This is a genomic window from Agromyces molybdatiresistens (assembly GCF_052748445.2).
Genome location: NZ_CM188258.1, coordinates 1,764,326 through 1,787,963 on the forward strand (window position 1 = coordinate 1,764,326; position 23,638 = coordinate 1,787,963).

General features: G+C 72.7%; 31 protein-coding genes and 1 pseudogene. 18 read left to right on the top strand and 14 right to left on the bottom strand.

The window, feature by feature from the left end; all coding sequences use genetic code 11:
- Positions 1-37: 37 nt before the first annotated feature.
- Positions 38-360: pseudogene (locus tag ACULK2_RS08090) on the top strand (GyrI-like domain-containing protein); the annotation flags it as partial.
- Between the two features lie 54 nt (positions 361-414).
- Here ACULK2_RS08090 and ACULK2_RS08095 read toward each other — a convergent pair.
- On the bottom strand, positions 415-882 hold the full coding sequence (locus tag ACULK2_RS08095) for a hypothetical protein (RefSeq protein WP_501044980.1): 468 nt from the start codon (positions 880-882) through the stop codon (positions 415-417).
- A 122-nt stretch (positions 883-1,004) separates the two neighbouring features.
- Here ACULK2_RS08095 and ACULK2_RS08100 point away from each other — a divergent pair, with 122 nt between their 5' ends.
- The 6 genes from ACULK2_RS08100 (at position 1,005) to ACULK2_RS08125 (ending at position 6,076) form a co-directional block, all read left to right on the top strand.
- Positions 1,005-1,859, top strand: a complete 855-nt coding sequence (locus ACULK2_RS08100) for an NUDIX domain-containing protein (protein ID WP_445969655.1) — start codon at positions 1,005-1,007, stop codon at positions 1,857-1,859.
- Positions 1,860-1,872: 13 nt separating this feature from the next.
- Positions 1,873-2,460 carry a mismatch-specific DNA-glycosylase gene (locus ACULK2_RS08105; protein WP_445969654.1) on the top strand — a complete coding sequence of 196 codons (588 nt, stop codon included), beginning with the start codon at positions 1,873-1,875 and terminating at the stop codon, positions 2,458-2,460.
- 54 nt (positions 2,461-2,514) lie between these two features.
- A complete protein-coding gene (locus ACULK2_RS08110) occupies positions 2,515-2,955 on the top strand; it encodes an ArsR/SmtB family transcription factor (RefSeq protein WP_445969653.1) in 441 nt (146 codons plus the stop codon).
- Complete coding sequence (locus ACULK2_RS08115; RefSeq protein WP_445969652.1) at positions 2,952-4,628, top strand: SulP family inorganic anion transporter; 1,677 nt, start codon at positions 2,952-2,954, stop codon at positions 4,626-4,628. The genes ACULK2_RS08110 and ACULK2_RS08115 overlap by 4 nt, the downstream gene beginning before the upstream one ends.
- Before the next feature lie 169 nt (positions 4,629-4,797).
- On the top strand, positions 4,798-4,959 hold the full coding sequence (locus ACULK2_RS08120) for a hypothetical protein (protein WP_445969651.1): 162 nt from the start codon (positions 4,798-4,800) through the stop codon (positions 4,957-4,959).
- 187 nt (positions 4,960-5,146) lie between these two features.
- The gene (locus ACULK2_RS08125) at positions 5,147-6,076 is read left to right on the top strand and encodes an aggregation-promoting factor C-terminal-like domain-containing protein (RefSeq protein ID WP_445969650.1); all 930 of its coding nucleotides are present in this window, start codon (positions 5,147-5,149) and stop codon (positions 6,074-6,076) included.
- A 24-nt stretch (positions 6,077-6,100) separates the two neighbouring features.
- On the opposite strand, the gene ACULK2_RS08130 is transcribed toward ACULK2_RS08125, so the two are convergent.
- The gene (locus tag ACULK2_RS08130) at positions 6,101-6,625 is read right to left on the bottom strand and encodes a MarR family winged helix-turn-helix transcriptional regulator (protein ID WP_445969649.1); all 525 of its coding nucleotides are present in this window, start codon (positions 6,623-6,625) and stop codon (positions 6,101-6,103) included.
- Positions 6,626-6,665: 40 nt separating this feature from the next.
- Here ACULK2_RS08130 and ACULK2_RS08135 point away from each other — a divergent pair, with 40 nt between their 5' ends.
- From ACULK2_RS08135 to ACULK2_RS08145, 3 genes are all read left to right on the top strand, one after another.
- Positions 6,666-7,598: a DMT family transporter gene (locus ACULK2_RS08135; protein ID WP_445969648.1), complete on the top strand. Its 933-nt coding sequence runs from the start codon at positions 6,666-6,668 to the stop codon at positions 7,596-7,598.
- Positions 7,599-7,701: 103 nt separating this feature from the next.
- Complete coding sequence (locus ACULK2_RS08140) at positions 7,702-8,856, top strand: AI-2E family transporter (protein ID WP_445969647.1); 1,155 nt, start codon at positions 7,702-7,704, stop codon at positions 8,854-8,856.
- A gap of 32 nt (positions 8,857-8,888) precedes the next feature.
- Entirely contained in the window at positions 8,889-9,956 is a 1,068-nt protein-coding gene (locus tag ACULK2_RS08145) for a YihY/virulence factor BrkB family protein (protein ID WP_445969646.1), read from the top strand.
- 56 nt (positions 9,957-10,012) lie between these two features.
- Here the strand turns inward: ACULK2_RS08145 and ACULK2_RS08150 are convergent, their stop codons facing one another.
- Complete coding sequence (locus ACULK2_RS08150; protein ID WP_445969645.1) at positions 10,013-10,204, bottom strand: hypothetical protein; 192 nt, start codon at positions 10,202-10,204, stop codon at positions 10,013-10,015.
- A 156-nt stretch (positions 10,205-10,360) separates the two neighbouring features.
- Between ACULK2_RS08150 and ACULK2_RS08155 the strand changes: the two genes are divergently transcribed.
- The 3 genes from ACULK2_RS08155 to ligD are packed head-to-tail and all read left to right on the top strand — an operon-like array spanning position 10,361 to position 12,272.
- Positions 10,361-10,918 carry a nitroreductase family deazaflavin-dependent oxidoreductase gene (locus tag ACULK2_RS08155; RefSeq protein ID WP_445969644.1) on the top strand — a complete coding sequence of 186 codons (558 nt, stop codon included), beginning with the start codon at positions 10,361-10,363 and terminating at the stop codon, positions 10,916-10,918.
- Between the two features lie 10 nt (positions 10,919-10,928).
- The gene (locus tag ACULK2_RS08160) at positions 10,929-11,207 is read left to right on the top strand and encodes a DUF2277 domain-containing protein (protein ID WP_445969643.1); all 279 of its coding nucleotides are present in this window, start codon (positions 10,929-10,931) and stop codon (positions 11,205-11,207) included.
- A gap of 36 nt (positions 11,208-11,243) precedes the next feature.
- The gene (gene ligD / locus ACULK2_RS08165; RefSeq protein ID WP_445969642.1) at positions 11,244-12,272 is read left to right on the top strand and encodes a non-homologous end-joining DNA ligase; all 1,029 of its coding nucleotides are present in this window, start codon (positions 11,244-11,246) and stop codon (positions 12,270-12,272) included.
- A gap of 3 nt (positions 12,273-12,275) precedes the next feature.
- Here the strand turns inward: ligD and ACULK2_RS08170 are convergent, their stop codons facing one another.
- Both ACULK2_RS08170 and ACULK2_RS08175 read right to left on the bottom strand, forming a co-directional pair.
- Entirely contained in the window at positions 12,276-12,920 is a 645-nt protein-coding gene (locus ACULK2_RS08170; protein WP_445969687.1) for a GTP pyrophosphokinase, read from the bottom strand.
- A 240-nt stretch (positions 12,921-13,160) separates the two neighbouring features.
- Positions 13,161-13,565, bottom strand: a complete 405-nt coding sequence (locus tag ACULK2_RS08175) for a YchJ family protein (protein ID WP_445969641.1) — start codon at positions 13,563-13,565, stop codon at positions 13,161-13,163.
- Between the two features lie 170 nt (positions 13,566-13,735).
- Here ACULK2_RS08175 and ACULK2_RS08180 point away from each other — a divergent pair, with 170 nt between their 5' ends.
- Positions 13,736-14,575, top strand: a complete 840-nt coding sequence (locus ACULK2_RS08180) for an aggregation-promoting factor C-terminal-like domain-containing protein (protein ID WP_445969640.1) — start codon at positions 13,736-13,738, stop codon at positions 14,573-14,575.
- 49 nt (positions 14,576-14,624) lie between these two features.
- Here the strand turns inward: ACULK2_RS08180 and ACULK2_RS08185 are convergent, their stop codons facing one another.
- The 9 genes from ACULK2_RS08185 to idi are packed head-to-tail and all read right to left on the bottom strand — an operon-like array spanning position 14,625 to position 21,068.
- Positions 14,625-14,915, bottom strand: a complete 291-nt coding sequence (locus ACULK2_RS08185) for a GNAT family N-acetyltransferase (protein ID WP_445969639.1) — start codon at positions 14,913-14,915, stop codon at positions 14,625-14,627.
- Positions 14,916-14,950: 35 nt separating this feature from the next.
- Positions 14,951-15,322 (bottom strand): RNA-binding S4 domain-containing protein, encoded by a 372-nt coding sequence (locus ACULK2_RS08190; protein ID WP_445969638.1) that lies wholly within the window; start codon positions 15,320-15,322, stop codon positions 14,951-14,953.
- Positions 15,323-15,351: 29 nt separating this feature from the next.
- On the bottom strand, positions 15,352-16,254 hold the full coding sequence (locus tag ACULK2_RS08195; RefSeq protein WP_445969637.1) for a prenyltransferase: 903 nt from the start codon (positions 16,252-16,254) through the stop codon (positions 15,352-15,354).
- Positions 16,251-16,601, bottom strand: coding sequence for a lycopene cyclase domain-containing protein (locus tag ACULK2_RS08200; protein ID WP_445969636.1), 351 nt, complete (start codon positions 16,599-16,601; stop codon positions 16,251-16,253). Before ACULK2_RS08200 ends, ACULK2_RS08195 begins: the two co-directional genes overlap by 4 nt.
- Positions 16,598-16,957, bottom strand: a complete 360-nt coding sequence (locus ACULK2_RS08205; protein ID WP_445969635.1) for a lycopene cyclase domain-containing protein — start codon at positions 16,955-16,957, stop codon at positions 16,598-16,600. Before ACULK2_RS08205 ends, ACULK2_RS08200 begins: the two co-directional genes overlap by 4 nt.
- Positions 16,954-18,570, bottom strand: a complete 1,617-nt coding sequence (gene crtI / locus ACULK2_RS08210) for a phytoene desaturase family protein (RefSeq protein WP_445969634.1) — start codon at positions 18,568-18,570, stop codon at positions 16,954-16,956. The genes ACULK2_RS08205 and crtI overlap by 4 nt, the downstream gene beginning before the upstream one ends.
- Entirely contained in the window at positions 18,567-19,490 is a 924-nt protein-coding gene (locus ACULK2_RS08215; protein ID WP_445969633.1) for a phytoene/squalene synthase family protein, read from the bottom strand. Before ACULK2_RS08215 ends, crtI begins: the two co-directional genes overlap by 4 nt.
- A complete protein-coding gene (locus ACULK2_RS08220) occupies positions 19,487-20,533 on the bottom strand; it encodes a polyprenyl synthetase family protein (protein ID WP_445969632.1) in 1,047 nt (348 codons plus the stop codon). Before ACULK2_RS08220 ends, ACULK2_RS08215 begins: the two co-directional genes overlap by 4 nt.
- On the bottom strand, positions 20,526-21,068 hold the full coding sequence (idi, locus tag ACULK2_RS08225) for an isopentenyl-diphosphate Delta-isomerase (RefSeq protein ID WP_445969631.1): 543 nt from the start codon (positions 21,066-21,068) through the stop codon (positions 20,526-20,528). Before idi ends, ACULK2_RS08220 begins: the two co-directional genes overlap by 8 nt.
- A gap of 161 nt (positions 21,069-21,229) precedes the next feature.
- Between idi and ACULK2_RS08230 the strand changes: the two genes are divergently transcribed.
- The 4 genes from ACULK2_RS08230 to ftsR are packed head-to-tail and all read left to right on the top strand — an operon-like array spanning position 21,230 to position 23,534.
- Positions 21,230-21,697: an NUDIX domain-containing protein gene (locus tag ACULK2_RS08230; protein ID WP_445969630.1), complete on the top strand. Its 468-nt coding sequence runs from the start codon at positions 21,230-21,232 to the stop codon at positions 21,695-21,697.
- Positions 21,698-21,706: 9 nt separating this feature from the next.
- Positions 21,707-22,327: a CDP-alcohol phosphatidyltransferase family protein gene (locus tag ACULK2_RS08235; RefSeq protein WP_445969629.1), complete on the top strand. Its 621-nt coding sequence runs from the start codon at positions 21,707-21,709 to the stop codon at positions 22,325-22,327.
- 17 nt (positions 22,328-22,344) lie between these two features.
- Positions 22,345-22,845: an FHA domain-containing protein gene (locus tag ACULK2_RS08240; RefSeq protein ID WP_445969628.1), complete on the top strand. Its 501-nt coding sequence runs from the start codon at positions 22,345-22,347 to the stop codon at positions 22,843-22,845.
- Entirely contained in the window at positions 22,842-23,534 is a 693-nt protein-coding gene (ftsR, locus tag ACULK2_RS08245; RefSeq protein WP_445969627.1) for a transcriptional regulator FtsR, read from the top strand. The genes ACULK2_RS08240 and ftsR overlap by 4 nt, the downstream gene beginning before the upstream one ends.
- The last annotated feature ends 104 nt before the right edge of the window (positions 23,535-23,638 follow it).

Below are 23,638 nucleotides of genomic sequence, written 5' to 3' on the forward strand. Positions count from 1 at the left end.
CCCGGGGCCCCCTTCGATCGCAACCGAACTCAGGTTCCAGGTCACCGTCGACGTCGAGCCCGAGGCTGCCGAGGGGAGCGAGCTCACCTACCTGCACGGGGTGGCACTCGACGAGACGACGCCCGTGCCCGACGATCTCGAGCGGATCGAGGTCGAACCGGGAACCTGGGTCGTGTTCCGCAGCTCGGGGCCCTCACCCGGCCGCACTGCAGGCGACCGGGGCGGCGACGGCCGCCGACTGGTTCCCGTCCAGACCCGTGGCGCCTCCGCCCCGGACCCTCGATCGTCGCCGTGCTCGAGCGCGCCGACGACTTCAGCACGGCGACCACCGAGCTGTGGATGCCCGTGGAGCCCGCGTAGCGCGCCGGACCGTCGTTGCGTGAAATCCTCTGCAGAGCGCCCGGGGTGGACGACTCAGTCCGCGGTGAGGGCGTCGCAGGCGCGCTCGGTCTGCCAGTCGCCCCGGAATCGCGGTTCCCTGACGAGCTCGCCGGTGTCGAGGTCGATGGTCAGCACGCCGGCGTAGTCGAACGGCAGCTGCCCGACGATGCTCACGGTGAGGGTGCCGCCCGGCGACTCCTTCACCACGTCGGCGCCCACGTCTCGGAAGCGGTAGCTGCCGTACTCGGAGGTCGCGATGAGCGAGATGTTCACCGTGTCGACGGCACGGAGGTTCCCCTCGTCACCGAACGAACGCAGGATTCGGACCCCGCTGTACGTGACGGTGACGTCCACCCCGCACGCCTCGGTCAGGTACTCGTCGGGAACCGTGCCCCCGAACGTGATTCGTTCGGAGGTGGGAGGGTCAGCGACCGCAGGCGCTGCCGGGGCGAGGAGCGCCGCGGTGGCGACGGCGGTGGCGAGAACGGCGGATCGATGCATCTGGTCCCCCTATGGTGAGGATCTATCAGTTGTGCACATCTCAGCACCGCCGCGCGGTGCGCGGCAACGCCCCTACGCCCCCAGTCCGGGGGCGATCCTGCACCGGACCGTATCGTGAGGGGATGGACGTCGTGCCGGCTGCGGGAGCCGTGATCACGGATGCCGACGGGCGCGTGCTGCTCGTCCGGCGCCGTGCGGCTCCCCAGCGGGGCCGCTGGTCGGTGCCGGGCGGCCGGCTGGAACCGGGGGAGTCCTTCGCGGATGCCGCGGCCCGCGAGGTCCTCGAGGAGACCGGACTGCGGGTCACGGTGAGGCGGGAGCTGTGGAGCCTGCGACTTCCGACCGGTGACGGCCGCGAGTTCGAGATCCGTGACTTCGAGGCCGCCGTCGTCGGCGGCGCGCTCGCCGCGGCCGACGACGCCGCCGACGCGCGCTGGTTCGCGCCCGGCGACCTCTACCGCGTCCGGCTCACCACGCACCTGCTCGATCACCTGCGCCGCGCCGGGATCCTCGACCCGCTGCCGTACGTCGACGAGCACGAGGTCGAGGCGGCTGCGAGCCGGCGCGCGGTCTGGAACGCGCTCGCCGAGGTCGTCGCGCACGCGGCATCCGCTCGGTTCGCGCGCGTGCTGGGCGCCGACGACGTCGCCGTCATCGGGCCGCCGATGCCGGAGCCCGGCGCGGCCGTCCCCGGCTTCCACGTGATCGCGGCCGAACCGCTCGAACGCCTGGTCCTCGCGGGTCGCCACCGGTTCTCCGACTACGAACTCGTCTTCCGGATCGAACCGGTCGGTCCGGGCGGGCCGGACCGACCCGATCGCTGCCGGCTGCGCGCGCAGACGCGCGCCGACTTCCCCGGATGGCGCGGCGCGCTGTACCGAACGCTGCTGATGCGGATGGGCCTGCACTCCGCTGCGACACGACGCATGCTGCGGGCCGTGCAACGACGAGCCGAGACATCCGTCGAACCGGGGTGAGGGGGAGCCACGGATGGGATTCACGCGCGCCGAACTCGAGTCGTACCGCGGTGCGAGCGTCGACGACCTCATGCCCGAGCACCCTCGACTCGTGTTCGTCGGCATCAACCCGGGGCTCTGGACCGCGGCGACGGGCACGCACTTCGCGCACCCCGGCAATCGGTTCCATCCGGCGCTCGTCGCGGCCGGAATCCTGCCGCGGCTGCCCGGCTACGCGAACGGCCTGAGCGAGGCGGACCGCCGCATGTTCCTCGACGCCGGGATCGGCATCACCAACCTCGTGCACCGCGCGACCGCTCGCGCCGACGAACTCGACCGGGTCGAGCTCCGGGAGGGCGCCGCCCGCCTCGAGCGCGACGTGGCCCGGTGGCGTCCGCGGGTCGTCGCCGTCGTGGGCATCACCGCCTACCGCCTGGGCTTCGACCGCCCGAAGGCGCGCGCCGGCCGGCAGGAGGAGACGATCGGGGGCGCCGAACTCTGGGTCGTGCCGAATCCCAGCGGACTGAACGCGCACGCCACCGTCGCCGACCTCGCACGGGCGTACGCCGAGCCCGCGCTCGCCGCGGAGGTCATCGCACGGGGTCCCTCGAACTCGGAGTGATCTCGCCGGGCGCATAATGGATTGATGGATCCATCAATCCATGAAGGAGCCAGCATGCTCACCGATGCCAGCCGGCCGCTCTACGAGGTCAAGGCCAACCTCTTCAAGGGCCTCGCGCACCCGTTGCGCGTGCGCGTGCTCGAGGTGCTCGCGGCCGACCCCGTCGACGAGACGCCGGTGTCCGCGCTGCTCGAGGCCACCGGCCTCGAGGCCTCCCACCTCTCGCAGCACCTCGCGGTGCTCCGCAACTACGGTCTCGTGACCGCCGAGCGCCGTGGGAACCAGGTCTCGTACCGGCTCGCGTATCCGCAGGTCGCCGACCTGCTCCGCGTCGCCCGCGCGTTGCTCGGCGAGATCCTGCAGGCCACCGAGCGGCAGCTCGCCGTGCAGGCGGGCCTCCCGGTGCTCCCCGAGCAGGCCGACGCGGCGACGGATGCCTCGGCGCGTCCGGCCCCGACCACGTCCGTCCCGCCCGGAGCGGGGGCGCGGTCGTGACGGCCGAGGGCGAGCGCACGCGGACGGCCGCGCAGCGCGCCGCACGCGGCATCCGGTCGCTGCTGCCCGGCGTCGCGGACTACCGCGACCTCCGCCGCACCTGGCGGGGCGACCTGGTCGCCGGCGTCACGGTCGGCATCGTCGCGCTGCCGCTCGCCCTCGCGTTCGGCGTGAGCTCGGGCGCCGGTGCCGCGAGCGGCCTCGTCACCGCGATCGTCGCCGGCGTCGTCGCGGCCGTCTTCGGCGGCTCGAACGTGCAGGTCTCCGGGCCGACCGGCGCCATGGTCGTCGTGCTCGCGCCGATCATCGCCGCGCACGGCCCCGGCGCGCTCGCGATCGTCGGGCTGATGGCGGGGGCGATGGTCCTCGTCGCCGGCGTGCTGCGCCTCGGCCGCGCCGTGACGTTCATCCCGTGGCCGGTCATCGAGGGGTTCACGCTCGGGATCGCGGTCATCATCTTCCTCCAGCAGGTGCCGGCCGCGGTCGGCGTGCCCGCGACCGAGGGCGCCAACGCCGTCGTCGGGTCGATCGACGCCGTGCTCGCCGCATCGTGGCCGGATGTCGCGTGGTCGCTCGCCGTCGTCGCGACGGTCGCCGCGATCATGCTCGCCGCGCCGCGCATCCACCCGCTCGTGCCCGGCTCCATCGTCGCGATCATCGTCGTCACGGTCGTCGCCGTGCTGGCCGGCATCCCCGTCGCGACCATCGGGCCGTTGCCGAGCGGGCTCCCGGCGCCGACGCTGCCCTCGCTCTCGCCCGGCGCGCTCGGCGCGCTCGTGCTCCCCGCGGCGACCGTCGCGGCGCTCGCCGCGATCGAGTCCCTCCTCTCGGCGCGGGTCGCGGCATCCATCTCCGACACCGGGCCGTACGACGCCGATCGCGAACTCGTCGGCCAGGGGCTCGCCTCGATCGCATCGGCCCTGTTCGGCGGCATGCCCGCCACCGGCGCCATCGCCCGCACCGCCGTGAACGTGCGGACCAATGGCCGGACGCGGCTGTCGGCCATCGTCCACGCCGTGCTGCTCGCCTCGATCGTCGCGGTCGGGTCGTCCGTCGTCGCATCCATCCCGCTCGCCGCGCTCGCGGGGGTGCTCATGGTCACCGCCACGCGGATGATCTCCGTCGCGACGGTCCGCTCGGTCGTGGGTTCGACCCGGGCCGACGCGATCGTGTTCATCGCGACGGCGATCATCACCGTGAGCGTCGACCTCATCACCGCCGTGCTCGTCGGCATCGCGGTCGCGGCGTTCCTCGCGTTGCGTGCGCTCGCGCGTTCGAGCGGCGTCCACCGCGAGGAGCTTCCGGGGCCCGCCGAGTCGGGCGACGAGCGCGTCGCGCTGTTCCGCCTCGAGGGGGCGCTCTTCTTCGGCGCGGCCGAGCGCATGCTCGAGCGCGTCGGCGCGATGCGAGACGTCGACGTCGTCATCATCCGGATGTCGCAGCTCCAGATCCTCGATGCCACGGGCGCGCAGGTGATCACCGAACTGGTCCAGGCGCTCGAGCGCCGGGGCGTCACCGTGCTCGTGAAGGGCATCCAGGCCCGCCATCTCGAGCTCGCACGCCGGGTGGGCGTCATCGACTCGCTCCGGCACCGCAACCACCTGTTCGACGACCTGCCGAGCGCGGTCGCGCACGCGCGAAGCCACGTGCATCGGGCGTCCGCCGCGATGTGACGGCGGCGGTCGGTGCGACGTACGATCGAGTCACGCCGGCCGGGGCGCTCTGGAGGGAGCATCACTGGCCACCTGGCATCCGATCCTCGCCGCCGACGAACCCGAACCGGGGCGGTGGCGACTCGTCGACTCGCTCGGCCGCGAGTACGGCCGGGTCAGCATCGTGCGCGTGGGCGGCGAGGTCCGGTACCGCGCGGAGTTCGAGGGACGGCTCCTCGGATGGGGCACGACGCTGCGCGGCGCATGCGAGCGCGTGCACCACGCCTTCGTGCGTTCGCACGGCCCCGGAGAGTGGCAGGGCTACCCGGATTTCTCGCACGCGGAACGGTGAGGATCCCGCTCCCACGGACGTGAGTTTCCGTCGACTGTTCGGATGACTTTCACAGGGAACAGGCACGACTCGTGGAGGAACGGTGTGCAGACTGGCGACTTCGCCGCGGCGACCCCCCTTTTCCCCAGCACCGAGACGAGAACCGCGACGCCCGAGGCCAGCACCTCGCGCGTCGCCCGTGAGATCTATGCGCAACCAGAACAGTTCCCCCAGTACCACCCCGACCACCCCCGACGAGACCCTCGACGCGACGCGCGCCCGGATCCGTCGCACCCGCCGCAACCAGCGCGCCGCGTGGATCGCCTCCGGCGCGGTCGTCACGGTCGGCGCCCTCGTCGGCTCGGGCTTCGCCGTCCAGTCGGCCGTCGCCGACCAGGAGCAGCGCGTCGCCGAGACGGCCCTGATCACTGAGGGCTCCGACCGCGGCATCGACCAGCTGGACGCTGCGGGCGGCCTGCTCGCGGCGCACGCGGTCAAGACCGCCGAGGACACGCTGAAGGCCGCCGACGCGACCATCGCGAAGGCGAAGGGCAAGGCGGATGCCGCCGAGCTCGCCTCGACCGTCGCGAGCCTCGACGACTACACCTACCTTGCCCCCGAGCGCGTCTTCGAGCTCGCGAACCTCGCCTCCGAGAAGGTCGACCAGGTGACCGCGAAGGTGGCCGAGTTCGACAAGAAGGCGGCCGAGAAGGCCGCCGCCGCGAAGGCCGCCGCCGAGAAGGTCGCGGCCGAGAAGGCCGCCGCCGAGGCCGCCGCCGCCGAGCAGGAGACCGCCGCCGCGGCGCCGTCGTACCCGAGCGGTCCGGCGAACCCGAGCGGCGCTCAGGCGATCGCCCGCGACCTCATGGCGTCGATGTACGGCTGGGGTTCCGACCAGTTCGGCTGCCTCGTCGACCTCTGGAACAAGGAGTCGGGCTGGAACGTCTACGCCCAGAACCCGTCGAGCGGCGCGTACGGCATCCCGCAGGCGCTCCCCGGTTCGAAGATGTCGACCGCCGGCGCCGACTGGGCGACGAGCGCGTCCACCCAGATCACCTGGGGCCTCGGCTACATCGCCGGTCGCTACGGCACGCCGTGCGGCGCGTGGTCGCACTCGGTGTCGGTCGGCTGGTACTGACCGCCGGGCCGGATCCGGTCCCGCTCACCCGGTGGCCGGCGGCGTCTCGAACGCCGTGAGCCATCGGGTGAGCACTCGTTCGAGCACCGCTCGTTCGTCGGCGTCGATCGCCGCGAGCAGGCGGTGCTCGTTCGTCATGTGGGCGGTCATGACCTCGTCGATGAGGTCGCGCCCCGCGGGCGTCAGCGCGATCACCCGGCCGCGGCCGTCGGTCTCGCTCGCCCGGCGCGAGACGAGGCCCCGCTCCTCGAGTCGGTCGACCCGCTTGGTCACGGCGCCGCTCGTGACCATCGTGGATGCCGCGAGGTCGCCTGGCGTGCGCTCGTACGGCGCGCCGGCGCGGCGGAGCGTCGCGAGGACGTCGAACTCGCCCTCGGAGAGCCCGAAGCGCGAGTAGACGGCGACGAGTTCCTCGGTCAGCGCGTTCGCGAGCCGGTGGAGGCGCCCGATGACGCCCTGCGGTGAGACGTCGAGGTCGGGGCGCTCGCGGCGCCATTCGGCCATGATGCGCGACACGTGGTCGCCCGCGGCATCCGATCGGGTCGTCATGGAGCCGATTCTATCTTCCACGGAAGGTATAGTGTCTTCCATGGAAACGAAATTGCGCTGGGTGCTGATCACCGCGATCGCACCGATCGCGTGGGGGAGCACGTACTTCGTCACCCGCGAGCACCTCCCCGCCGATGCGCCGCTCTGGGGCGCGGTGCTGCGTGCGCTGCCCGCCGGGCTGCTGCTCCTCGCGCTCCGGCCACGGCGGCCGCGCGGCCCGTGGTGGTGGCGCTCCGCCGTGCTCGGAACGCTCAACGTCGGCGTGTTCTTCGCGCTCATCTACGTCGTCGCCCAGCTCCTGCCGACGAGCCTCGCGTCCACCGTCATGGCGACCTCGCCCGCCGTGATGATGGTGCTCGCCTGGCTGCTGGCGGGCGAACGGCTCCGGCTCGTGCCGCTCGTCGGCGCGGGCATCGGGCTCGTCGGCGTGGTCCTGCTGCTCGCGGGCGACGCCGGCGCAGTCGATCCGCTCGGCGTCCTCGCCTCGGTCGCGGCGATGCTGCTGTCCTCGCTCGGGTACATCCTCGCCAAGCGCTGGAAGGACGACACCGGGTTGCTCTCGCTGACCTCGTGGCAGTTGATCGCCGGCGGTCTGCTCCTGATCCCCGCGGCGGTCCTCGTCGAGGGTGCGCCTCCCGCGGTCGGCCTCGCCGAGTCCGTCGCGTTCGGCTACGTCGCGCTCGTCGCGACGGCGATCGCGTTCGTCGCGTGGTTCGCGGGCCTCGCCCACCTGCCCGCCGGGACGGTCGGACTCGCCGGCCTGCTGAACCCGGTGACCGGCGTGCTCCTCGGCACGCTCATCGCCGGCGAGCGGCTGGGCACCGCCCAGATCACCGGCCTCGCGCTCGTCGCACTCGGAATCGCGCTCGGCCAGCCCGTCGTCGGGCGGCTGCTGCGACGGGCTCGTGCCAGCACGCGCCGCCGCGGCGCGGCGATGCCGGAGATCCTCACGCCCGCAACCGGCGACTGCTAGCCTGCGCACCAGAAGCCGGCCCGGCCCGACCGGGAGGCGGATCGGGGAGTCGATGGGTCGCGGCTGGTGGCACCGGAGTCCGGCACCGACGCCGTCCGGAGCCGTGCTCGCCGATGATGCGGCCGTCACCGGGGCGGCGAACGGGATCCCGCGTGCCGTCGCCATCCTGCTCGGGCTCGCCGGCGCAGTGGTCGTCGTGTTCGGGCTGGCCGCCTCGCGGACGGTCGTCACCCCCGTCTTCTTCGCCCTCGTGCTCACGATCTGCGCGCACCCGGTCCGCCGCGGCCTCGAGCGACGAGGAGTCCCGAGCGGCCTCGCGACCGGGAGCGCCATCCTCGCCGTCTTCGCGCTGCTCGCGGGCTTCGTCACCGCCCTGATCGTCGCCCTCGCGCAGTTCACGACGCTGCTGCCCCAGTACGCTCCGGAGATCCAGGCGGCTGCGGCGAACCTCGGCGACCGATTGGAGCAGCTCGGCATCGGTGCGGAACAGGCCCAGGTCATCGTCGACGGCCTCGAGCCCTCGCGCGCGATCGAGCTCGTCACGGCGCTGCTCGGCGGCGTCGCAGGCATCGTCTTCTCCCTCGTGGTCGTGCTGACCCTGCTGATCCTGATGGCCATGGATGCCGCGTACAGCCCCGCGATCCTCAGGCAGATCCACCCGCGTCGCCCCGCGCTCGTGGACGCGCTCGTCGCCTACACGGCGAACGTGCGCCGCTACATGGTCGTCACCACGGCGCTCGGCGTGGCGCAGGGCGTCCTGAACTGGATCGCGCTGCTCGTGCTCCAGGTTCCCGGCGCGCTGCTCTGGGGCCTGCTCTCGTTCATCTGCAGCTTCATCCCGAACATCGGCTACTTCATCGCGATCGTGCCACCCCTCGTGTTCGGGTTCCTCTCCGGCGGGTGGCCGACGGTCGTCGCGGTCATCGTGGTCTACGGCCTCGTGAACGCCGTGGTCCAGTCGATCGTGCAGCCGAAGGTGGTCGGCGGGGCGGTGCGGCTCAGCGAGACGATCACCTTCGTCTCCGTGCTGTTCTGGGCGCTCGTGCTCGGTCCCTTCGGTGCGATCCTGGCCGTGCCGCTGACGCTGCTCGTCCGGACCGTGCTGCTCGATGCGGACCCGGCACTCAGGTGGTGGCGGCCGGCGACGGGAGACCTCGACGAGACGAAGCTCATCGCCGCCGAGATGGCCGCCGAACGGAAGGCGGACCGGGCGTCGCGCTCCGAGCGTCGTCGCGAGGAGCGCCGGTCAAGGCCCTGACCCCGTCGCCGGGCGGCCGTTAGCCTGACGGGATGAGCGAGCAGGCGGGGGAGCAGGGCGGAGCGGCGACCACGGGCGGCGGCATCCGCGAACGGATCGAGCGCGCGGTGCAGTGGGCGCTCAGCACCAAGCCGGCGCGTGCGTTCCTGCTGTACCAGGAACAGCACGGGGCGATGCTGGCCGACAGCATCACCTACCGGACGCTGTTCTCCGTCTTCGCCGGCACGTTCCTCGGCTTCGCAGTCGCCGGCATCTGGCTCGCCGGCAACCCCGACGCGATCGAGGCGATCGTCGCGACGGTGAGCGGGGTCATCCCCGGGCTCATCGGCGAAGGCGCCGTGATCGACCCCGACGCGCTCATCCAACCGCTCACGCTCAGCATCGCCGGCGCGATCGCACTCGTCGGCGTCGTCGGGGCGGCGATCGGCGCCATCCGCTCCCTCCGCATCGCACTGCGCCAGCTCGCCGGCCGCCCCGACGACGACACCTTCTTCCTCTGGCAGCTGCTGCGGGACCTCGCGATCGCGATCGGGTTCGGCGGCCTCCTCGTCGCGGGCGCCGCCGTCACGGTCGTCGGCACCGGGGCGCTCGACGCGGTCGTGGGCTGGCTGGGCCGCCCGTTCGGCGGCGCGCTCGCCGACACCGGCTCGAGGACCTTCTCCGTCGTCGTCGCGTTCGCGATCGACACCGTGGTCATCGCCGGGCTGTTCCGGCTGCTCGCCGGCCTGCGGCCGAGTGCGCGGGCGCTCTGGTCGGGATCGCTCATCGGCGGAGCGGGCCTCACCGTGCTCCAGGTGCTGTCGGGCCTCTTCGTCGGCGGGGCGACGAGCAACCCCCTGCTCGCGTCCTTCGGCTCGCTCATCGCGCTGCTCATCTGGCTGAACCTGTCCAGTCAGGTCGTGCTCATCGCGAGCGCCTACGTCATCACCGGCGTCGAGGAGGAGCGCGACCGCGTCGCGGCACGGTACGGGGCCACCTCGATGGCGCTGCGGCGCCTCAAGCGCGCCGAACGACGGGCGGCGGATGCCGCGGCCGAGGTCGCCGCGGCGCGCGACGCGCTGCCCGGCGTGGCCGACCCGGCCGCGCGCGACCGGCGCTGACGCCGGCACCGGGCCGGTGCCGCTGAGCCGATCCGACGCGGCCGGGCCGGACCGGCTCAGCGGCTCGGGCCGGGATCGCGGTCGATCTCGACGACCTCGACCTCCTCGATGACGACCGCGTCATCATCGTCCGTGCCCCAGTCACCGTCGTCGACGGCATCGGCGTCCTTGGGAACCTCCGCGTCCAGCGGCAGGTCGGAGTCGGTGTACTCGCCTTCCGTGGGGTCGTGCGGCACTCGTGCGGCCATGATTCGCCCTCCTTCTCCGATCGGCGGTCCGCCTCGGCCGGCGGACGGCTCCACGCTAGGCAGCTCCGTCGCCGGCCGGCAGGGGATTGACGCTCGCTCCCCGCCCGGGTAGCGCACCGGTGGCGCGCGCCGGGCGCCGCACGCCACACTGGTCGCGTGCCGTCCGTCCTGCAGTTGACCCGAACCCTCGTCGCGCCGGTCACGCGCACCCGGCTGTTCCGATTCGTCGCGCCGGTGCTCCTGCCGCCGATCGAGGCGCTGCTCGGTGCCCTGAGCGGCGGGCGACTGCAGCTCGCCTCGCTCCTCGTGCCCTCGCTCGTCCTGCACACGATCGGCGCCCGGACCGGGTACGGACGCGACGTCCACCTGATGTACACGCCCGACGGCCGTGGCCGGGCGATCGTCGCGGGCACGAGCTTCGCTCGCGACCGCCATCCGGGCTGGACCTACAACCTGATCGCGCATCCCGACGCGTGGATCACCGTGCGCGACCGGACGCTGCGGGTTCGTGCGAGCCGCATCGCGGCGGCCGACCGGGATGCCGCGTGGGCGCGCATCGAGGCCCAGTGGCCCGGCTACCGCGGATACGAACGCGACTCCGGTCGGGTGGTCCGGCTGTTCCTGCTGCAGCCGATCGCCGAGGAGGCGCACCCGCCCGGTGATGCGGGAGCGGCCGCCGACGGACCCCTCGACGCGTCGTCCGACCCGGATTAGGCTGCACCGCATGTGCAGGAACATCCGAACCCTCCACAACTTCGAACCGGCCGCCACGACCGACGAGGTCCGCGCCGCGGCGCTGCAGTACGTCCGCAAGGTCAGCGGGTCGACGCACCCGTCGAAGGCCAACCAGGCGGCGTTCGACGAGGCGATCGAGGAGATCGCGCACGTCACGCAGCACCTGCTCGACCACCTCGTCACCTCGGCCCCGCCGAAGAACCGCGAGATCGAGGCCGAGAAGGCCCGCGCCCGCGCGGCCCAGCGCTACGCCACGGCGGGCGCATGAGCACCGTCGTCGGGGGAGCGCGGTAGCGTCGCTGGCATGGCTCGCGACGCGACGACCCTCGAGATCGACGGACCCGACGGCGTGCGCGTCGTGCGGGTCTCCAGCCCCGAGCGGGTGGTGTGGCCCGATGCGGGCATCACCAAGCTCGAGCTCGCCGAGTACTTCATCGCCGTCGGCGAGGCGTTCGTGGCGGCCAACGGCGAACGCCCGGTCTCGCTCGAGCGGTTCCGCGACGGCATCGGCGGGGAGTCGTTCTTCTCGAAGAACCCGCCGAAGGGCGCGCCCGAGTGGATGCGCGACGTGACGGTCACGTACCCCAGCGGGCGGAGCCATCCGCAGCTCGTCATCGACGAACCGGCGGGTGCCGTCTGGGCCGCCCAGATGAACACCATCGTCTTCCACCCGTGGGCCTCGCGCGCAGGCGCACCCGACCTGCCGGACCAGCTGCGCGTCGACCTCGACCCGCAGCCCGGCACCGGGTTCGCCGAGACCGTGCCCGCCGCGTTCGCGCTGCGCGAGCTGCTGGCCGAGGCCGGCCTGACCGGCTTCGTCAAGACCTCGGGGAATCGCGGCATCCACGTGTTCGCGCCGATCGAGCCCGAGCACGAGTTCCTCGACGTGCGCCACGCGGTCATCGCGCTCTCGCGTGAACTCGAACGGCGGATGCCCGGCGAGGTGACCACCGCGTGGTGGAAGGAGGAGCGGGGCGAACGCATCTTCCTCGACTTCAACCAGGCCAATCGCGACCGCACGATGGCGGGCGCGTACAGTCCCCGCGCCCTGCCGACCGCGGCCGTCTCCTGCCCGCTCGAGTGGGAGGAGCTCGAGGGTGCCGACCCGGCTGCGTTCACGGTGCGGACACTGCCCGGTCGACTCGCCGAGCGCGGCGACCCATGGGCGACGATGCACGAGTCACCGGGTCGGATCGACACGCTCCTCGAGTGGTGGCAGCGCGATCTCGGCGACGGACTCGGCGAGCTGCCGTTCCCGCCCGACTTCCCGAAGATGCCCGGGGAGCCGACGCGCGTGCAGCCGAGCCGGGCCCGCAAGCCCGACGCCGACTGACGCTCAGACCTCGGTTCGCAGCGCGCCGCGCGCGTGCGGCGGTTGCCCGTGCACCTCGCGGTGCAGCCGCTCCATGCGCGTGTCGAGTTCGGCCGCGGTGCGGGCGGCATCCGTCAGTCGGTCCAGGAGTCCGGCCGGGACCTGCCGGTCGAACTTGTAGTAGATCTTGTGCTCGAGGCTGGCCCAGAAGTCCATCGCGATCGTGCGGATCTGCACCTCGACGGCGACCGGGTGCGCACCCGTCGAGAGGAAGACCGGCACCTCGACGATGAGGTGCAGGCTCTGGTAGCCGTTCGACTTCGGCTCGGCGATGTAGTCCTTGACCTTGAGGACGCGGACGTCCTCCTGCGCAGTGAGGAGCTCCGCGATCCGGTAGGCGTCGGAGACGAAGCTGCACGTCACCCGGACGCCGGCGATGTCGGTGATCGTCGCGCGGATCGCGTCGAACGACGGGTCGATGCCCTTCCGGCGCATCTTGTCGATGACGCTGTCGAGGCTCTTCAGTCGACTCGAGATGTGCTCGATCGGGTTGTACGCATGCGCCTGGCTGAACTCCTCGCGCAGGATCGAGAGCTTGGTGATCACCTCGTCCATGCCGAACTTGTAGCGCAGCATGAACCGCTCGGTGTCGTCGCGGAGCGCGCGCATCTCGTCGAGGGTCTGGCCGTCGATGGTGTCGAGCGTGCGTTGCGCCCGGTCGGTCAGCATCGGCTGTGGAACGGGGCGGGCTGGCGGGGTTCCGTCGAGCGGCGTCACGGTGGCAACGCTATGCGGCGAACCTCGGCGTTCACCCAGCGGCGTCGATGCGTTCGCGGTGAGCGCACCGTGCGCGCCCGGTGGATGCACGCTGCCGCGCTCGCGCGGTCCGTCCGGCTGCGTCAGGTCGTCTCAGCCGACGGCGCCCACGTACAGCCAGCGGTCCCCACGCACGAACCGGCTCGTCTCGCGCTGCACCCCGCGCTCTGCGCCGGCCGTGTACCGGGCCGCGAACTCCACGATCCCCTCGCGGTCGAGGGGGCCGCCGCGCTCGGTGCGGACGATCTCGAGCGAGCGCCAGCGCACGCGCGGTTCGAGTTCCAGCGCGTGCGGCCTGGTCGACGGATGCCACGTGGCCAGCAGGTGCGCGACGTCGCCGACCACGAACGCCGTGTACCTCGAGCGCATCAGCTGGACGGCCGTCGGCGCGGAGCCGCCGGCCAGCAGCGGGCCGCAGCACTCGCCGTGGACGTGCCCGCTTCCGCAGGGGCAGCGGTCACCGGACGACGGCGTCTCGAACGTGCGGGGCGGCTCCATGACCTCCAGTCTCGCGCACCCGCGGTCATGGTCTGCCCAGCTGAAGTCGAGGATCCATTCAGAATCATGGTGCATGGTGGAGGACTTGTGCGCCGGGCCATCGAGCCCGTGCCCGTCCATGCCTTCGCTCGGAAGGCCCCCGACCACCGGATCCGAGCCCCCCAAACGACATGCAGACTTCCGATTCGATCACGCCTGCCCCCACCGAGACCGCACCGTTCCGCACCGACGCCGCGACCCGGCGCGCCGCGCGCCGCGACCGCACCGGCCGCCGCCGTCGGCTCCTGCTGGCCGGCGCGCTCGTCGCGGTCGGCGCCGTCGCGGGCACCGGCCTCACCGTCAACTCGTCGCTCGCCGCGCAGCGCGTCGCAGAGACCGCCGCCCTCAGCGAGTCCACCGGGCTCGCGGGCGAGCAGCTCGGCGCCTACGCCGGCATCGCGCAGGCCAAGGTGCACGCGGCTGCAGCGGACACGCTCACCGTCGCCGAGGACACGCTCTCGGACGTCGCGGGCAAGATCGACGCCGACACCCTCGCGTCGTCGGTGGCCACGCTCGGCGACTACGAGACGCTGCCCCTCGACGAGGTCCGCGAACTCACGACGTCGACCCGAGCCGAGATCCGGAAGGCCGCGGATGCCGCAGCGGCCCACGACCGCGCGGTCGCCGAGCGAGAGGCCGCCGAGGCGCTCGCCCGCGCGAACACTCCCGAGGGGGCCAAGCAGACCGCGCGGGCGATGGCCGCGTCGCAGTACGGCTGGGGAGAGAGCGAGTTCCAGTGCCTCGTGCAGCTCTGGACCAAGGAATCCGGCTGGAACTACCAGGCCGTGAACTCCTCGAGCGGGGCCTACGGCATCGTCCAGGCGTGGCCCGCCGAGAAGCTCGCCACGGCCGGCGCCGACTGGCGCACGAACGCGGCGACCCAGATCAAGTGGGGGCTCGATTACATCGCCCGCGGCTACGGCAGCCCGTGCGCCGCGTGGGGTCACTCGCAGTCGCTGAACTGGTACTGACCCGGGCGCGACGGCGCCGGTGAGCCGCTGATCCTGCGGGATCGGCGGCTCACGTCGTCCGCGGGTCCAGCAGGGCGCGCCGGTCGGGATGCCGGTCGAACCAGTGCTCGACGTACCAGCAGCTCGGCACGATCCGGTGCGTCGAGTTCGCCTCGACGTCGTCGACCGCGAATCGCACCACCTCGGCCGCGAGGCCGCTGCCGCGGTAGGGCGGATTAGTGAAGGTCCGGACGAAGGCGACCGAGTCGCCGAGTTCGCGGTAGTCGAGCACGCTCGCGACCTGCCCGTCGACGCGGAGTACGTACCGTCGCAGTGCGGGTTCGTGGACGAGGTCCTTCACGCGCCCAAGGGTACGCCCGGCGACCTCCTCGCGCGTCATCGACCGCGCAGCCGATCGAGATCCCGACGTTCGCGCTTCGTCGGCCGCCCGGCGCCGCGATCGCGCAGGGGCACGGATGCCGCGGCCTCGCGTGGCGGTGGTGCCGGGGTGCGGTCCTCGGCGGCCGCCGCGGCGAGCTCGGCCGAGACCCGTTTCACGATCGGACGACGCACGATCAGGATCCGGTCGAAGCCGTGCAGGCGCACGCGAACCTCGTCGCCGGGCCGGACCGGCTGCGCCGCCTTCGCGCGCTCGCCGTTGACGCGCACGTGACCGGCACGGCATGCGGACGTCGCCGCCGACCGGGTCTTGCACACACGGACCGCCCACAACCACGCATCCACGCGCGCCGAGTCGAGCTCCGCCATCCCACCAGCCTATGGCGGGCGCGGACCCGTCAGCGGATCAGCGCCCACCAGATCATCAGCAGCGTCACGAGGAAGCCCACGACGTAGTTGATGAGGATGAAGTGACGCCAGCCTCGGTTCGATGCGCCGGATGCGGCATCCGTCACCGATCGGTACGGCCACGCCGCCCAGAGGTAGGGGCCGACGAGCAGGGCCGCCAGCGGGCCCGGCCACTCGGTCGCGAGCATCAGCAGCCCGGCCGCCGTCCAGAGGACGAGTGCGATCCGCACGGTCGTCGCGGCGCCGAGGGCCGTCGCGATCGACGCGATCCCGGCCTCCCGGTCGGGCACGACGTCCTGCACGGCGCCGAACGCATGGCTCGCCATGCCCCAGCAGAAGAACGCCAGGAGCAGTGCGACGAGCGGCCAGGTGAACTCGGCGCCCGCGACCGCGAGGCCGTAGACCGCGGGGCTCGTGAAGTGCGTGCTCGAGGTGACCGAGTCGAGCACCGGCCGCTCCTTGAACCGCAGGCCGGGCACCGAGTACGCGAAGACGGCGAAGAGGCTGATCGCGAGGACGAGCCACGACCACGGCTCGTCCGTTCCGCCGAGCCAGAGCATGGCCGCCACGAGCGGTGCGGCGCTGATCAGGCCCGCCCAGACCACCGTGCGATGCAGGCTCGGGTCGAGCAGCGCCCCCTCCGCACCGCCCTTCCGCGGATTCCGCAGGTCGGACTCGTAGTCGAAGACGTCGTTCACGCCGTACATGAGCAGGTTGTACGGCACGAGGAAGAAGAGCGTCCCGACGACGAGCAGCGCGTCCACCCGACCGGTCGTCAGCACGTAGGCGGCTGCGAATGGGAACGCCGTGTTGATCCAGCTCACGGGCCGCGACGAGAGCAGGACCTGCCCGGCGCGGTGCGCGAGTCCGTCGCGGGTCGCCGCCGCGCTCATCGGTCCCCGCCCCCGTCGGTGCGGTCGTGCCGCGTCGCGGGCTCCGTCTGTCGTGTGATGAGCGTCCACACGGCGGGCAGGAGCAGCACGCCGGCGAGCGGGTACAGGAAGTCCTCGACGGGTGCGAGCCCGACGGTCAGGCCCGAGCGACGGCCGTCGTCGTACGCCACGATGCCGGTGGCGACGATCACCGAGTCGAACACGGCCGTGAGCACGACGAGCACGCCCGCGGCGATCGAGGTCGCGATGAGACGCCGGCGCCCCGCCGCGGTCGTCCGCGGCCTCGCCGCCCAGGCCGCCACGACGGCGACCAACACGAACGGCAGGCTGATGAGCAGGTAGGTCAACTCCGGTCCTCCCGTCCCGCCGCGTGCGCGGACCGGCGCTCGCGCGCTTCGAGGATACGCTCTGCACCGAGCACGAGGACGAGCGTGAGGTAGCAGAGGAAGGCCAGGAACACCGGCTCCTCCAACGGCAGCTCTGGTGCGAGCTCGATCCCGGTCACGATCGCCGACGTGCCGCGGAAGAACACGCCGGAGACGATCCCCGCCGCATCCCACAGCAGGAAGAAGACGAGCCCGATTGCGATCGTCGCGCCCGCCGCGAGCGGGGCGCGCCAGAAGACCAGCCGCCACCGCGCGTCGATGAGCGCCATGCATCCGATCACGACGACGAGCGCCGCGAGGTAGGCGAACCCCGTCATGCGACGGTGGTCGTGGGATCGGCCGTCGTACGCTCGCCGGCGATCGGCGGTTCGTCGATCGGACCCGACGACCGGTCGCCGCGGACGCGCTTGAGCACGTTCTCGGCGCTGATCAGGCACATCGGAAGGCCGATGCCGGGCACCGACGATCCGCCCGCGTAGTACAGCCCGTCCACGCGCCGCGACCGGTTGGTGCCGCGGAGGAAGGCGGACTGCCGCAGCGTGTGCGCCGGGCCGAGGGCCCCGCCCTGCCAGGAGTTCAGCTCGGCCGCGAAGTCCGCGGGTCCGACCGTGCGGCGGACGACGATGCGCTCGGCGAGGTCGGGAAGTCCCGACACCTCGGCGATGCGACGGATGGCGCGGTCGGCCGTCTCCTCGACGAGCCGGTCGCCCGTCCCGTCGTCGCCGCCGCGTCCGATGGCCGTGTCGGCGGGCACCGGCACCAGGATGAACAGGTTCGTGTCCCCGGCCGGCGCGACCGAGTCATCCGTCGCGCTCGGCATGCAGACGTAGAACGAGGCGGGATCGGGCACGTGGGGGTCGGAACCGAAGATCGCGCCGAAGTTCGCGTGCCAGTCCTCGGTGAAGAACAGCGTGTGGTGGGCGAGCCCCGGCACCTCGCCGCGGATGCCGAGCATCGCGAGCACCGCGCCCGGGCCGGAGGTGCGCCTGCGCCACCAGGCCTCGGGATAGGTCTGCGCGTGCCGTGGGAGCAGCTCGGTCTCGGTGTGGTGGAGGTCGGCCGCGGAGACGACCCGGTGCGCCGGCGCGACGACGCTGCGGCCCGACGCGGTGCGGAAGCGCGCCCCCGCGACCGCCGGTCGCGCACCGCCGGAGGTGAGCTCGATCGCCTCGACGCGCGCTCCCGTGACGATGTCGACCCCTGCCGCGACCGCGATCGCGGTGATCCGCTCGATCAGCTCCGCGAAGCCGCCCCGCGGATAGAAGACGCCCTGCTCGAGGTCCATATGGCTCATCAGGTGGTACATCGCGGGCGTCGCGTCGGGCGACGAGCCGAGGAAGACGGCGGGGTAGCCCAGCACCTGCTGCAGGCGACGATCCGTCACCGAGCGGGCGGCGAAGCGCTCCAGCGGCGTCGTCAGCAGCGAGGCCAGCCGCCCCGCCTGCCGGAGCACCTCGCCGGAGAGCAGCGAGCGCGGGTCGTCGAAGTTCGTGTAGAGGAAGCGCCGCCGTGCGACGTCGTAGGTGGACTCCGCAGAGTCCAGGTAGCGCTCGAGCGCCGCCCCCGCGCCGGGCTCGATCGACTCGAACAGCGCGACGTTCTCGGCGCGGGTCGGCTGCACGTCGAGCGGGCTGTCGTGGCCGTCGGCCCAGACCCGGTAGCCGGGGTCCAGCCGGACGAGGTCGAGCTCCGCGGCCGCGCTGGTGCCGAAGAGGCGGAAGAAGTGGTCGAAGACCTCGGGCATCAGGTACCAGGAGGGTCCCGTGTCGAAGCGGAACCCGCCGCTCGACCAGCTGCCGGCGCGTCCGCCGAGCTCGTCGCGGCCCTCCAGCAGGGTGACCCGATGGCCGTCGCGCGCGAGCAGCGCCGCCGAGGCGAGCCCGGCGATGCCGCCTCCGATGACGACGATGCGTTCCGACGTGCCGATCATCGTCGGCTCCCTCCCGTGACGAGTGCCGAGCGTACGGCGATGGCGAGCTTCTCACCGTCGGGGACCCGGATCCTGGTCGCGATGATCTCCTCGGCCGGAGTGGCGCGGCACCGCGCCGAGAGGCTCGCGAAGAGCCCGTGCGCAGCGGCGACCGCGCTCCGCGCGCGGCGCGGCAGCTCGGGCAGCGCGGCACCCGCGATCGCGAGGTCGTGGTCGATGTCGTCGAGGATCGTGGTCTTGTCCGCTTCGGTGAAGGCGTCGGGGTCGACGCCGGGGAAGTAGTTTCGGCCGAGCGTGCGCCAATCGACGGCGAGGTCCCTGAGGAAGTTGATCTTCTGGAAGGCGGCGCCGAGGTGGATCGCCCCGCGCTCGAGGCGCGCTCTGCGAGCGGGATCCACCGAGGGCGCAGCCGTGGGGGAGCCGCCCGCCGCGGGTCGCTCTCCGGCGAGGAAGGTCGCGAGGCACATGAGCCCGACGACCTCCGCGGAGCCGTGGATGTACGGGCCGATCTCCTCGGGCGCGAACGGCGCGGGGTCGAGGTCGCGGCGCATCGAGGCGAAGAACGGCCGCGTGAGCTCTGCGCCGAACCCGGTCTCCCGGGCGACCGCGGCGAACGCGTGCACCACGAGGTTCGCGGAGTAGCCGCGCGCCATCGCGCGCTCGGTCTCCGCCTCGAGACCGTCGAGGACCTCGACCTGCTCGGCCAGCGGGAGCCCGGCCTCGGCCGCCGCGCCGTCGACGATCTCGTCGGCGATCCGGACCAGCGCGTAGACCGATCGGATGCGGCGGCGCGAGTCGGCGTCGAGCAGTCGGGCGGCCGCGCCGAACGACGTCGAGTAGTGCGCGATCACGGTCGCGGAGCTCGCCGCCGCGGCCTCCGCGTACCGCTCGAGGAGCGTGGGCTCCTGCCGCCCGGTCATCGCGCCCGCTCCGTCGCGCGCTGCGCGAAGTCGCAGAGCTCGGCCCGGAGCCCGACCGGCAGGTCGGCCGCGTCGAGTTCGTAGCGGGCGAGCGTGACGTGCTCGTGCGCGAGGGTCAGGGCCGCGTCGAGCGCGCCGCACGCGCGCAGCTCCTCGCGGAGGCCGGCCGCCGTCTCGTCGTCGAGCGACGGATCCCCGAGGCGTGCCCGGATCGCCGGCCAGGACGGCGTCGTCGCGGCGTGCGCGATCAACGCCGTCCGCTTCCCCTCGCGCAGGTCGGCCGAGGCGGACTTCCCGGTCACGACCGGGTCGCCGAAGACGCCGAGCACGTCGTCGACGATCTGGAACGCGACCCCCGCGAGCCGGCCGAACCGGCAGAGGGCGTCCACCGCGTCCTCCGGCGCGCCCGCGAGCACGGCGCCCGCCGCGAGCGGCGCCTCGAAGGAGTACACGGCCGTCTTCTGCTCGAGCGTCGCGAGGACGCCCTCGAGGACGGGGGTCGAGTCGCCGAGCGAGGAGACCACGTCCGCGAGCTCGCCGGCGGCGGACACGAAGACCGCGCGGTCCAGGATGTCGAGCAGCGACTCGCGACGCGCCCGCTCCACCGGCAGCATCGCGAGCTCGCGGTGGGCGCGGCTGAGCGCGAGGTCGCCGGCGAGCACGGCGGCCGTCGCGGCCCAGACCTCACCCGTACGGGCATCTCCGCCGAGGGCCTCGGCGCGGGCCGCGAACCGGCCGGCCACGTTCGGAGCTCCCCGCCGCACGGTGTCGCGATCGATGAGATCGTCGTGGATGAGGAACGCCGTGTGCAGCAGCTCGAACGCGAGCGCGACGCGCGTGGCGAGCTCGCGCTCGGAGCCGCCGAAGCCCCGATACGCGGCCCAGACCAGCCGGGGCCGGATGCGCTTGCCGCCTGAGCTCTGCAGTTCGATCGACTCCCACAGCGCCGTGTAGTGGCTGCCGTACGCGCCGGCCCGGCCGCGTGCGTCGGCGAAGAACCTGCGGAGTTCGTCGTCGATCGCGGCGTCGAGCAGCTCAGGCACGGAAGAGCTCCAACTCCTGCGCCTGCAGCACGAGCCACGGGCTGAACGCCCACGGTGCGGCGGCGACGGCGGTCGCGAGCGAACGCGGTTCGACCCAGCGGTACTCGGCGACCTCCCGCGGGTTCGGGTCGGGATCGCCGGACGCGGTGGCGAGGTAGACCGGGCACACCTCGTTCTCGACGATGCCGTTCGCGTCCGTCGCACGGTACCGGAAGAGGGGCAGCGCGAGCTCGACCGTGTCGAGTTCGAGCCCGAGTTCGAAGTCGGCTCGGCGGCGCACCGCGTGCAGCAGCGGCTCGGCCGGCTTGGGGTGCCCGCAGAACGAGTTCGTCCACACGCCGGCCCAGGTCTGCTTGGTGACCGCGCGGCGGGTGACGAGCACCTCGCCGATCGGATTGACGATGTGGCAGGAGAAGGCGAGGTGCAGGGCGGTGTCCGGTCCGTGCGCGGCGCTCTTCGGGGCCCGGCCGATGGGCGTCCCCGACTCGTCGAGCAGGACCACCTCGTCCTCGACGCTCTCGGTCGTGTGGTTCATGTGCGCCTCCTCGTCCGGTGGGCGATGCGTCCGAGCCCGGTTCGTGTCCCCGAAGCTAGCAGCGACGCGGAGGCCGGCGGAACAACCGAAAGTTGGACCGCGCGGTGGACGGAGGGTCGGTCGGCTGCCGCGTGCGACCTGCCGTGCGTCATGCTGGACGGGTGACGGGCGAGAGCGGCGACGGCTGGGCGGAGGGACCGGGGGGAATCCGGTACTGGGGCCGGTACGGGGCCGCGGGCCTGCTGATCGTGGATCCGGACGGGGCGGTGCTGCTCCAGCATCGCGCCGCATGGAGCCACTTCGGCGGCACCTGGGGCATTCCCGGCGGGGCACGCCATCGCGACGAGTCCGCGCTCGACGCCGCCGTCCGCGAGGCGACCGAGGAGACGGGGATGCCGCCGGGCGTCGTCGCCGCACGGTTCGAGACCGTGCTCGACCTCGGCTTCTGGTCGTACACGACGGTCGTCGCCGATGCGGTCGTGCGCTTCGAACCTCGCCTGGCCGACCGTGAGAGCATCGCGTTGCAGTGGACCCCCATCCCGGTGGTCGACGCGCTGCCGCTGCATCCGCGCTTCGCCGAGGCGTGGCCGGCGTTGCGCGCCCGGCTGCTGGGCCAGTCGGCTGGATAGGATCGAGCCGTGGCCGAGAAGAGCACGGGGGTGTCGGATCGGGTCTGGACCGTGCCGAACCTCCTCAGCATGCTCCGACTGCTGCTCGTGCCGGTCTTCCTCGTGCTCGTCGTCGTCGGCGAGTACGTTCCCGCGCTCGTCGTGCTCGTCGTCGCAAGCGTCAGCGACCTGCTCGACGGATTCCTCGCGCGCCGGTTCGACCAGGTGACGCGGCTGGGACAACTGCTGGACCCCGCTGCCGACCGCCTCTACATCTTCGCGGCGCTCATCGGCCTCGCGGCCAACGACCTGGTCCCATGGTGGATCGTCGTGGTCATCGTCGCGCGGGATCTCTTCCTCGTGATCCTCGGGGTCGTGCTCGCGAACCACGGGTACGGCCCGCTCCCGGTCCACCAGCTCGGCAAGGCCGCGACCTTCGCGCTGTTCACGGGCCTGCCGATCATCATGCTGGGGCTGGCCTTCCCCGCCCTGCAGCCCGTCAGCGAGCCGTTCGGGTGGGCGGTCACGATCTGGGGCGCGTTCCTCTACTGGTGGGCCGGGATCATCTACGCGATCGAGACGGCGCGTGTCGTCCGCGAGACGCGGGCATCCGGGCCACCCGCATCCGATACGCTTGAGCCGGGAGGTTAGCGGTGGCGGATTCCGACATGACCCAGGCCGGTGCGAACGGCGAGGAGCGCGAGCCGTCGGCTGAGACGTCGGCGCATCGCGTCGACCAGCCGAACGACACGACGATGGGGTTCAGCCGCGAGGCGGCGGCGCAGCTGAGCGCGCTCGACGCCGACGTGAGCGCTGCGGAGCAGGAGGCGATCGCGGCGTTGCCGTCGGGTTCCGCGCTCCTCATCGTGCGCCGCGGCCCGAATGTCGGCGCGCGCTTCCTCCTCGACACCGAGGTCACGTCGGTGGGTCGCCATCCCGACGCGGACATCTTCCTCGACGACGTCACCGTCTCGCGCAAGCACGCCGAGTTCCTGCGTCACGGCACCGCCTTCGAGGTCCGCGACCTCAACTCGCTGAACGGCACGTACTTCGACGGCATCCGCATCGAGACCGCCCTGCTCAGCGACGGCGCCGAGGTCCAGATCGGCAAGTACCGCCTCACCTTCTACGCCTCGCGGCACGATCTCGCGGCGACGGGCACCGGGTGAGCGAGGGCGCCGCGGCGCGGCGTCCGGCTCACGCCTCACCGCTGCTCGGCATCGGCCAGGTCCTGGCGAAGCTCCAGCCGGAGTTCCCGGAACTGACCCCGTCGAAGCTGCGCTTCCTCGAGGAGCAGGGTCTCGTCACTCCGGCCCGCACGGCGGCGGGGTACCGCAAGTTCTCGCCCGCCGACATCGAGCGGATCACCGTGGTGCTCGCGATGCAGCGCGACCACTACCTGCCGCTCAAGGTCATCCGCGCGCACCTCGAGGAGATCGACGCGGGGCGGACGCCCGCATTGCCTGGCGTCGTCGACGCCGCGGCGTTCCGCGCGACCGCCGCCCGCTTCTCGCGTGAGGAGCTCCTGCGCGAGACCGGCGCCGACGCGACGCTGCTCGACGAGGCGATCAGCGCGTCGCTCATCCGTCCGGCCGAGGTGTACGGCCCCGAGACGCGCGACCTGCTCACGGCGTTGGCCGCCCTGCGAACCAGCGGCATCGAACCGCGGCACCTGCGCGGACTCCGCGCCGCCGCCGACCGCCAGGCCGAACTGGTGGGGCGTGCGATCGCGCCGGAGCGCCGGCAGGATCCGGCCGGTCGCGCCCGCAGCGCCGAGCGCGCGCGCGAACTCGGCGACCGACTCGCCGTCGTGCACGCGGCCGTGCTGCGCGAGGTCCTCGACCGCCAGGTGCGCTGAGCCGGCGACACGCCGTGACGTTCGGCCCGATGTCCTCGACTCCGGTCGTCGGCGTGGGTAGCGTTGACTGCGCGCCGCCGCGGCGACGACGAGAGTGGAGGGGC

What these genes read in the sequence shown, in the direction of transcription:
- ACULK2_RS08095 (WP_501044980.1), bottom strand. Translation starts at nt 882, where the DNA reads ATGCATCGATCCGCCGTTCTCGCCACCGCCGTCGCCACCGCGGCGCTC.
- ACULK2_RS08100 (WP_445969655.1), top strand. Translation starts at nt 1,005, where the DNA reads ATGGACGTCGTGCCGGCTGCGGGAGCCGTGATCACGGATGCCGACGGG.
- ACULK2_RS08105 (WP_445969654.1), top strand. Translation starts at nt 1,873, where the DNA reads ATGGGATTCACGCGCGCCGAACTCGAGTCGTACCGCGGTGCGAGCGTC.
- ACULK2_RS08110 (WP_445969653.1), top strand. Translation starts at nt 2,515, where the DNA reads ATGCTCACCGATGCCAGCCGGCCGCTCTACGAGGTCAAGGCCAACCTC.
- ACULK2_RS08125 (WP_445969650.1), top strand. Translation starts at nt 5,147, where the DNA reads ATGCGCAACCAGAACAGTTCCCCCAGTACCACCCCGACCACCCCCGAC.
- ACULK2_RS08130 (WP_445969649.1), bottom strand. Translation starts at nt 6,625, where the DNA reads ATGACGACCCGATCGGATGCCGCGGGCGACCACGTGTCGCGCATCATG.
- ACULK2_RS08135 (WP_445969648.1), top strand. Translation starts at nt 6,666, where the DNA reads ATGGAAACGAAATTGCGCTGGGTGCTGATCACCGCGATCGCACCGATC.
- ACULK2_RS08145 (WP_445969646.1), top strand. Translation starts at nt 8,889, where the DNA reads ATGAGCGAGCAGGCGGGGGAGCAGGGCGGAGCGGCGACCACGGGCGGC.
- ACULK2_RS08150 (WP_445969645.1), bottom strand. Translation starts at nt 10,204, where the DNA reads ATGGCCGCACGAGTGCCGCACGACCCCACGGAAGGCGAGTACACCGAC.
- ACULK2_RS08160 (WP_445969643.1), top strand. Translation starts at nt 10,929, where the DNA reads ATGTGCAGGAACATCCGAACCCTCCACAACTTCGAACCGGCCGCCACG.
- ligD (WP_445969642.1), top strand. Translation starts at nt 11,244, where the DNA reads ATGGCTCGCGACGCGACGACCCTCGAGATCGACGGACCCGACGGCGTG.
- ACULK2_RS08170 (WP_445969687.1), bottom strand. Translation starts at nt 12,920, where the DNA reads ATGCGCGCGCTCCGCGACGACACCGAGCGGTTCATGCTGCGCTACAAG.
- ACULK2_RS08175 (WP_445969641.1), bottom strand. Translation starts at nt 13,565, where the DNA reads ATGGAGCCGCCCCGCACGTTCGAGACGCCGTCGTCCGGTGACCGCTGC.
- ACULK2_RS08180 (WP_445969640.1), top strand. Translation starts at nt 13,736, where the DNA reads ATGCAGACTTCCGATTCGATCACGCCTGCCCCCACCGAGACCGCACCG.
- ACULK2_RS08190 (WP_445969638.1), bottom strand. Translation starts at nt 15,322, where the DNA reads ATGGCGGAGCTCGACTCGGCGCGCGTGGATGCGTGGTTGTGGGCGGTC.
- ACULK2_RS08195 (WP_445969637.1), bottom strand. Translation starts at nt 16,254, where the DNA reads ATGAGCGCGGCGGCGACCCGCGACGGACTCGCGCACCGCGCCGGGCAG.
- ACULK2_RS08205 (WP_445969635.1), bottom strand. Translation starts at nt 16,957, where the DNA reads ATGACGGGGTTCGCCTACCTCGCGGCGCTCGTCGTCGTGATCGGATGC.
- crtI (WP_445969634.1), bottom strand. Translation starts at nt 18,570, where the DNA reads ATGATCGGCACGTCGGAACGCATCGTCGTCATCGGAGGCGGCATCGCC.
- ACULK2_RS08215 (WP_445969633.1), bottom strand. Translation starts at nt 19,490, where the DNA reads ATGACCGGGCGGCAGGAGCCCACGCTCCTCGAGCGGTACGCGGAGGCC.
- idi (WP_445969631.1), bottom strand. Translation starts at nt 21,068, where the DNA reads ATGAACCACACGACCGAGAGCGTCGAGGACGAGGTGGTCCTGCTCGAC.
- ACULK2_RS08240 (WP_445969628.1), top strand. Translation starts at nt 22,345, where the DNA reads ATGACCCAGGCCGGTGCGAACGGCGAGGAGCGCGAGCCGTCGGCTGAG.